Here is an 8,200-nt window from a genome sequence, read left to right on the forward strand (position 1 = left end):
TCATGATGTGAGCAAACGCGAAATAAAGGTCAAAAAAGCGGAGTCAGAGCTACAGGAAGCCCTGCAGGATCTTGCTGAAGCGAAAGCACAAGGCCGTACTGAAAGAATCAGGAAGAAAACCAGTAAGGTAGAGGAAAAGAAACGGAAGCTTGAATCTGCAAAACTGGATTTGAAAGAAGCGCAGGCTGATGCTCAAAGACGACACTAGCTTTCACTTATTCGGAGGGTCATGCTGCTGAACCTCCGGATTCCGGTAAATTCCGCATGCACGATTATCACCATCCTCTTTAAGAAAGTAGCAATTTGATACAGGTCTTTAACCACGTTTCAGCCTCTGGTGTATGCAGTTGCAGACAGCATCATGCACACCTTTTATCGCGTCAGAACAGGCTGCATTATGAATGGGGGCTGTTGCCATAAACTGAATGCTCTGCGTTAAGGATCCCATTACTCTCGTCAATCAGGCATAAAAAAAACCACTCAATCGAGTGGTTATAAAAATACAAAGTATTCAATGAACAAAAATGCGATACAGAATGGTTTAATACTGGGATATATCTATGCCAGAAAATAGTACCCATAAACATGCAGGTGAGTGATATCATTCGTGCGAAATAATCAAAATTTCAAACGCAAGAATAGTCATATTGAATCAGATGTTAAAATTCTTTCTCAGATAATGCTGGGTTGTATTTTTGATTGACATTGGCAACATCACTTTAACTTTCATGGTTATTTTGTAGTGGGTTTTTCGTCCTCACCATCCTCATTACATTTTTAGAACACGTGCAGGCAATAATTCTTTTTAAGATCCCGTTAAGATCTTCATCGTAAATTAGACTGACACTTTAACGGAGATAAAAATATGAAAAAGATTTTTTTAGCGGTGTTGTTTGCAGGTATGAGTTTTGGCGTTTCTGCGCAGGAAGGCTTTGTGAATCCAGCAGGGCAGGGGTATTCTCAGGGCGGATTTAAAGGTCCGACGCCCGGCGTAGTTTCTGTCGCTCAGGTTAAAACACTGCGTGATGACGCATGGGTCGTTCTGGAAGGTAACATTATCAGACAAGTCGGGCATGAACTTTATGAGTTCAAAGATGCTACCGGAACAATTAATGTCGATATTGATGACAAGCGCTGGATGGGGCAATCGTTATCACCGAGTGATAAAGTCCGCATCGAAGGTGAAGTTGATAAAGACTGGAACAGCGTAGAGATTGATGTAAAAACGGTTCGGGTTCTGAAGTAAGCTTTATTCGCTCATCATCTGGCGGTGGCCTGAAAATCAGGGCACTGCCATTATGAAAATGACCCTCCCAGGGCGCCTTTCTTCTGTTACAGCAACTAGCTCAACCGCTAATTAGTTACAACACCCTAGTTGGGCACATAATGTTACCGGCGCTATCCTGCCAGATTGGCTTTTTTTGATTAAACCTTAACGGAGCCGTTCTGTGAATCCGAGTGCTCATTGACCAGCCGCCCCGCACGGCCCGAAGGGCCGTAACTGTTATTTATAGCACAATAGAATGATGTAACTAAATGATGCTGTTATCTTCTTGCGGAATGTTAAACATGGGAAAACGTAACGCCTGGCAGAAATAAGCGGTAGATGCTTTCCATCGGGTTTCGCTCAGGCAGGCCGGGATAAAGCGGCTGAACGGCACCGATAGCGACACCTTTTACTCAGTGCAAAGCAACTATTATCTAAAACCCTCACCCACTTGTGCCTGTGCGTACCATGCCATTAGTTCCTCAGCTCCCGGCTCATTTTCGGCGGGTGCCCACGGGGCTGAGTCCTGTTCAGTCACAGGCTGGTAACCCCCGTGTTTAATCTCAAAAATAACGCCACCTTCATCCATCGATAACACCGCATGCCAGGTGCCTGCATCCGTCTCCAGCACCTTACACTCTTCACCTAACACCACCCGTTGGGTCACATGCCCGTTTTCGTCAAAATGTAATACCTGAAACCGCCCACTGAGCGAGGTCAGCAACTCAAAGGTATGCGGATGTCGGTGAGGGCGGACATAGGTGCCCGGCTCCATAGCGATGGCCAGCCGCTGCACCGGATTGCTCAATTCAGGGTGTAAGTTACGATTGGCTCGCAAGCGAGGAGAATCCGCAGCCTGCTCGCTGAGTTGCTGGAGGTCAGTAACAGTAATTTGTTTCATATAAGCCTTTTGGATTTTGGACAACTTACGACAATCAGATTGCCGTAAGGCTTGTAGCCATTCTCAACGGACGAATAGCCCCCTGCATTCGTGGAACAAATCACTGCCCGGATGATAGAAGCTGACGCCCCAAAGCCCGGAACCTGACGATAGGCGATCTTATAGACATCGCCTGTATCAATCCTTCCCGTAATCAACCAGGTTACAGGAAGATGTTCTCTGTTTTCTAAACGAAAGCCATTCAGAGCGCTTTTTCACTGTCTGCCCGATGCCAGATCAAAAAGCGAAACGCTTATCATTTATAGAATGAGTGCTTCTTACTCTCAGGCAGGGCGTGATATGGCAATGAATATGGGCAGTACCTACCGAATCCTTGGCTATAAGCCATCGGTAAATTCCGCCTGGCGCCAGAAATTACTGACAATGGGTATGCTTCCCGGCGCAGTTATTGAGGTCATTCGCGTGGCGCCAATGGGCGACCCAGTGCAGATCTCTACCCGCCGTGTCAGCCTGGCGGTGCGGCAGCGTGACCTGGACGACATCATCCTGGAGGAAATCGTCTGATGAAAAAGATAACCATCGGGCTGATTGGTAACCCCAATACAGGCAAAACCACGCTGTTTAATCAGCTCACCGGTGCCCGACAGCGGGTAGGGAACTGGGCTGGTGTCACGGTTGAGCGCAAAGAGGGGCAATTTTTTACCGCGCAGTCAGATGTCCGGCTCATCGATCTGCCAGGCACCCGATCGCTGACCACGCTATCTGCTGAAAGCTCGATAGATGAAAGCATCGCCTGCCAGTATCTCTTTCAGGATCACGCCGATGTCGTGATTAACGTCGTCGATGCCTCCAGTCTGGAAAGTAATCTGTTCCTGACCTTTCAGCTGCTGGAACTGGGCGTGCCCTGCATTGTCGCCCTGAACATGCAGGATATTGCCGCCAGCCAGAACATCACTATTGATGTCGCAGCACTGTCAGCTCATCTGGGATGTCCGGTCGTTTCACTGACCTCAACCAAGGGTGATGGTATTGCCCAGCTCAAAGTGCTGATTGACCAGCCTCATATTTACCGCGCACCGGAACGGGTACGTTATCCGGCCGCGATTGAAACGGCCATTGAGCAGCTCTGCCAGCAGATGCCCGCCGCCATAGCCCCACAAAAACGTTACTGGCTGGCATTGCAGCTACTGGAAGGGGATATCAACAGTCAGAAACTTTGTCCGGCGCTGGTTCCGTATTTGCCCGAGATTATGCAGCAGGCCGGAGGAGAGACCGGTGTGCAGATTGCCGATTACCGCTATCGCGCCATCAACGCTGTTTGCGCGGCCGTCAGTAACCTTCATCAGGCAATGCCCGCCGGTCTGACCCGCAGGATCGATAAAATTGTGCTGAACCGCTGGATGGGCATTCCGATATTTCTGGCGGTGATGTATGTGATGTTTGTGCTTTCAATTAACATCGGTGCTGCGCTACAGCCACTGTTCGATAGCAGTTCGGTGGCGATATTCATCCATGGAGCACAATGGCTGGGCTATGTCTGCCACTTCCCTGACTGGCTGACGGTTTTCCTGGCGCAGGGTATCGGGGCCGGTATCAATACCGTGCTGCCGATCATTCCGCAGATTGGCCTGATGTTCCTGTTTCTCTCTTTCCTGGAAGACTCCGGCTACATGGCGCGCGCCGCCTTTGTGATGGATCGGCTGATGCAGTCACTGGGCCTGCCGGGCAAATCCTTTGTGCCGCTGATAGTCGGCTTTGGCTGTAATGTTCCGTCGGTCATGGGGACACGGACGCTGGATACACCGCGTGAGCGTCTGCTGACGGTGTTGATTGCGCCTTTTATGTCATGTGGCGCACGGCTGGCGATCTTTGCGGTTTTCGCTGCGGCATTTTTTAACAGTCACAGTTCCAGCCTGGTTTTCTCCCTCTATCTGCTGGGTATTATAGTGGCCATCGCGACCGGGCTGGTGCTTAAGCATACCCTGCTGGGCGGAGATGCCTCGCCGTTTATCATGGAATTGCCTGTCTATCACCGGCCTCATCTCAAAAGCCTGCTGTTGCAGACCTGGCAACGGCTGAAAATGTTTGTGGTGCGGGCCGGACAGGTGATTATCCTGGTGAGCATGCTGATCGGCGTACTGAGCAGCTTTGCCTTTAATGGCCAGATGGTGAATGACATTAACCACTCTGCGCTGGCGGCGACCAGCAAAGCGATCACGCCGATGCTGTTACCCATCGGAGTGACACAGGATAACTGGCAGGCAACAGTGGGACTGGTGAGCGGTATCATGGCGAAAGAGGTCGTGGTCGGCACGCTTAACAGCCTTTACACCACAGAGGCGATTCAGAGCAACCCGTTTGATCCGAACACCTTTAATCTGGCGGCTGAACTAAAAGAGGCGCTGGCAGAAACCTGGGCGGGATTAACGGCTGCGTTCAGAATTGATGCGCTGGCCCATCCGATTGATGCCAGCAAAGGCGACGGTGAAATGGCGTCGGGTTGGATGGGCGTGATGTCAGCTAAATTTGGCAGTGGCTTTGCCGCTTACAGTTACTTAATTTTTGTCCTGCTCTATGTTCCCTGCGTCTCAGTCATGGGCGCTATTGCGCGGGAAGCGGGTAAAAAATGGATGATGTTCTCATTCTTTTGGGGGCTTAACATCGCCTACACTACGGCGACGTTGTTTTATCAGACTGTCACTTTTGCCGACCATCCTGCCTTCAGTATGACCTGTCTGACAGGCGTACTGGTTCTGAACGGCATCATCCTGCTGTCGCTGCGAAAAGCAGGAAATCGGGTCCAGGCCATACCGGTCATGCTCAGGGAGGAAAAGGGGCGTTGTCGCGGTTGCCACGGCGGTTGTGATAAACAGAAAGCTTACGCCCGGTAAAGTATTTACCTGTCCGCCGCTGGCTATTCAGAGCCGTAGCGGACAAGTGAGGTCGACTTGATTATTTCGTTTATGTCGCGGTAGCCGGAATGAAGGGATGATTAGCGTATGAGCAATGGCAGGGGCCGCCTGAGAACGATTTTCTGTTAACCCTGCCAGAAGCATTATTTTTCCTGACGAAGGCGGTTGATCACAATAGCAGGGCTAACCGCGTGCGGCTGTCATGCCCTAATAATGAATAGCGGCTCCTGTTCTGATGACAGATTCGCAGCACGCTAATTTGCAGCAAGAAGAATTCAATTAAATCAGCCGGATGAACCCAGTGAACACCCGGCACAGCGCTAATCCGTACCGGCTTACACACAGGCTGTCCACTTTTTCTGTGGATAACTTCAGCCTGAGAAAGGCCTTTATTATCTTTTCAGGTGGTCATCAACCGATCAACCGGGAGAGTCAGGGTCAACATATTGCTCCATAAACTCCACCATGGCACCTTTATGAGCATCCACATGACGGATATAGCGCATCAGTGTTTCCGGTTTTTTCCACGTGCCTTCCTGCATGATCCTGGCAATCGAATAGCCTTTATCTGCCATATCCTGCGCCGCACCAACCCTGGCGCTATGACCACTCCAGCCGGTGTACCGATTTTTATTGGCCTTCACTGCGCCCTCTTTTCCGGCGGTGCGCCAGGCACGGTTAAAGATCTGTTCCAGCGCCCTTGTGCTCATCGGCTTTTCGGTAATCAATACCCGGCCAGACCGGTGAACGGCATTAAACAGCCAGGCATCAGGCTGGCTGGAGATTCCGGATGCTTCAATCCACTCTTCCAGTCGCTGAGTTGAACGGGCACTGAGCGCCTTAATCAGTCCGCCGGTCTGCACAATCGTTTTTGTCCACGCCACATCCAGAATAATACGACCATCGCCGGCACGCATGACGTCACGCACCCGCAAACGCGACAATTCACTGATACGTAATAGCGTTGCATAAGCCACATGCAAAAAAGCCAGGTCGCGAAGCGCCTGAAGGTTATCAGAACCTGACCATTCTGCATCCAGCGCCAGCAGATCAGTCAGCCTGAAGGGCACGGCCTGGCCAGCCCGTTCCCCGTTGATCACGGCCACACGATTTATCTTCTTCATCGTACGAAAAACCAACGGAGAGACATTGGGCACCGCCAATCCGGCGTTACGGTGTAACATCGAAATTAACGCCGCGTGTGAAGTAATGGTCGAGGAGGCCCGTCCGCTTTCAGCCAGAAAAGAGAGATAGTCACGCAAATCGTCTGGGCTCATCGGCAGGAAACTGCGCTGATTATCTTCTGACCAGCGATTGCAGATGCGCATTACACTAATCAACTGTCGCCAGGTGTTAGGTGAGAACGCTTCCTTATCCTGGACAAACTGTCTGAGCTGTTCGGTGATATCGCTGCTCCGATCTACCATCAGAGGGCCTAACGGCACTAACTCACTCATATTTGCTCACTTATTAATCATAAAACCTGGTGATCGCGCTACGTCAATTCTGAGAACTAAGCAGGGGGATAACCGGGCAGAATTGACGTAGCGTTGTCATTTTTGGAACGAGCTTTACTGCCAGCCATCTTAACCCGGTACCATCACTATGTCATGACTTCGTATAAGAACAATTATACGAAGTCAGGATTAAGTGCAGGATCCCTCCTGTTTTTTTACCGGATCGTCAGTCACTACCAGCGGATGGGGCAGGGATACGTGGTGAGCACACACTGCTGTGTATCGATAAGCAGAAAGCATCCGCTATCGTAGCAACGGAATAAAACAGGATGCTGACAAAACAAACCCTTTGTACGGGAGAGTTTGAATTCTGAACCTGTTTATCACTTAATTAAATCACCTATACTGACGCTGATTTATTTAGCGCGATTCTTAATTAAAACACCAGAAAGGTGTATTTAAATGAGCGCAGACTGGATTAATTCGCCAGCTTGTTAAAGCTATCACTTATAAATCGTTCCCGGATAACACTGCTCTGAAGGATTTTCCTTTGAAAGCCTGTTTACTCTTAACATAACTGAAAAAATGGGCGGCACTCTATTCACAGATCTGAACTACAGACTGCTCACCTGCACTATTCACAAGCCTGTCGCTCTTAAAATGCAGGATAAAAAACTAAATACTGACTTATTGTAGATTTAAATACCTGATGGCAATGATCATCAGCTATCTTGCAACTCAGCCGGTCAACGTGTCGATGCGTTTATTTTCAGATTCTTATCAAATGAGACTGTAATTGATTTACCGCATCGGACTCATTTCTGATAAGACAGCATGACCCTATCGCAATAGCGAATGATTAGCACTTTTATGGCGGCGTCTGGGATGTCTCACAGCACGTCAGCTTCACCCAGGGTAAAAGAGGATATTTTTATGAAAAAAACGTTATTATCATTATGCCTTTTAGGTCTCTCCTGCGCGCCCGCTATTACGCTGGCACAACAGCCCGTGACCTGTGTTAAAGCCTCAGAGCAGGATGTCGCAAGCCTGTTTAATACCTGGAATGATGCTCTGGCAACCGGCGATGCAACAAAAGTCTCTGAATTATATGTCAGCGATGCCGTTTTACTGCCGACGATTTCAAATCAGGTACGTCTGACCGATCAGGAACGTATCGATTACTTTAAAGACTTCCTGAAAAAAGGTCCGAGCGGTAAAATCGACTCCCGTACTATCAGAATCGGTTGTAACAAAGCGATTGATACCGGTGTTTATACCTTTACCTTCAAAGATAACACCCACGTGACAGCACGGTATACCTTCACTTATATCTGGGATGGTCAGGGCTGGAAAATCTCAACCCACCACTCTTCAGCCATGCCAGAGCCTGTAAGTAAGCCTTGATAAGCTAAAAGTTACCCAATAAAAATCCAGTGTCGTCATTTACGATACTGGATTTTTATTTATTGGTCGCGAGAAACCGCTCACCAATCTACTGAGCACCGGACCAAACATTTTTTCGAAATTAACAAATCAGGATAGCCCATTTTCAGGTCGTGCCGCAACGATAGAGCCTGGATTTGACGTCATCCTCATCCTGCGGGACGGGGCTTTACGGCGCATCAGATAAATCAGAACGACCAGGAAACGCCAAGATTAGCAT

The 8,200-nt window shown here is 49.2% G+C and carries 7 protein-coding genes; 5 read left to right on the forward strand and 2 right to left on the reverse strand.

The features are described 5' to 3' along the window. Positions 1-7 precede the first annotated feature (7 nt). Both AC0T7J_RS23320 and AC0T7J_RS23325 read left to right on the forward strand, forming a co-directional pair. Positions 8-208, forward strand: a complete 201-nt coding sequence (locus tag AC0T7J_RS23320; RefSeq protein ID WP_473797708.1) for a hypothetical protein — start codon at positions 8-10, stop codon at positions 206-208. Positions 209-865: 657 nt separating this feature from the next. Continuing rightward, on the forward strand, positions 866-1,246 hold the full coding sequence (locus tag AC0T7J_RS23325) for a YgiW/YdeI family stress tolerance OB fold protein (protein ID WP_473797711.1): 381 nt from the start codon (positions 866-868) through the stop codon (positions 1,244-1,246). 451 nt (positions 1,247-1,697) lie between these two features. On the opposite strand, the gene AC0T7J_RS23330 is transcribed toward AC0T7J_RS23325, so the two are convergent. After that, the gene (locus tag AC0T7J_RS23330) at positions 1,698-2,168 is read right to left on the reverse strand and encodes a WbuC family cupin fold metalloprotein (protein ID WP_473797714.1); all 471 of its coding nucleotides are present in this window, start codon (positions 2,166-2,168) and stop codon (positions 1,698-1,700) included. A gap of 339 nt (positions 2,169-2,507) precedes the next feature. Here AC0T7J_RS23330 and AC0T7J_RS23335 point away from each other — a divergent pair, with 339 nt between their 5' ends. Both AC0T7J_RS23335 and feoB read left to right on the forward strand, forming a co-directional pair. After that, positions 2,508-2,732, forward strand: a complete 225-nt coding sequence (locus tag AC0T7J_RS23335) for a FeoA domain-containing protein (RefSeq protein ID WP_031593784.1) — start codon at positions 2,508-2,510, stop codon at positions 2,730-2,732. Beyond that, positions 2,732-5,059, forward strand: a complete 2,328-nt coding sequence (feoB, locus tag AC0T7J_RS23340; RefSeq protein WP_473797717.1) for a Fe(2+) transporter permease subunit FeoB — start codon at positions 2,732-2,734, stop codon at positions 5,057-5,059. The genes AC0T7J_RS23335 and feoB overlap by 1 nt, the downstream gene beginning before the upstream one ends. Positions 5,060-5,499: 440 nt before the next feature. On the opposite strand, the gene AC0T7J_RS23345 is transcribed toward feoB, so the two are convergent. After that, entirely contained in the window at positions 5,500-6,537 is a 1,038-nt protein-coding gene (locus AC0T7J_RS23345) for a tyrosine-type recombinase/integrase (protein ID WP_473797720.1), read from the reverse strand. Positions 6,538-7,470: 933 nt separating this feature from the next. On the opposite strand from AC0T7J_RS23345, the gene AC0T7J_RS23350 reads away from it, so the two are divergent. After that, positions 7,471-7,941, forward strand: a complete 471-nt coding sequence (locus AC0T7J_RS23350; protein ID WP_473797722.1) for an SgcJ/EcaC family oxidoreductase — start codon at positions 7,471-7,473, stop codon at positions 7,939-7,941. The last annotated feature ends 259 nt before the right edge of the window (positions 7,942-8,200 follow it).

Source organism: Pantoea sp. E956-1 (assembly GCF_982223955.1).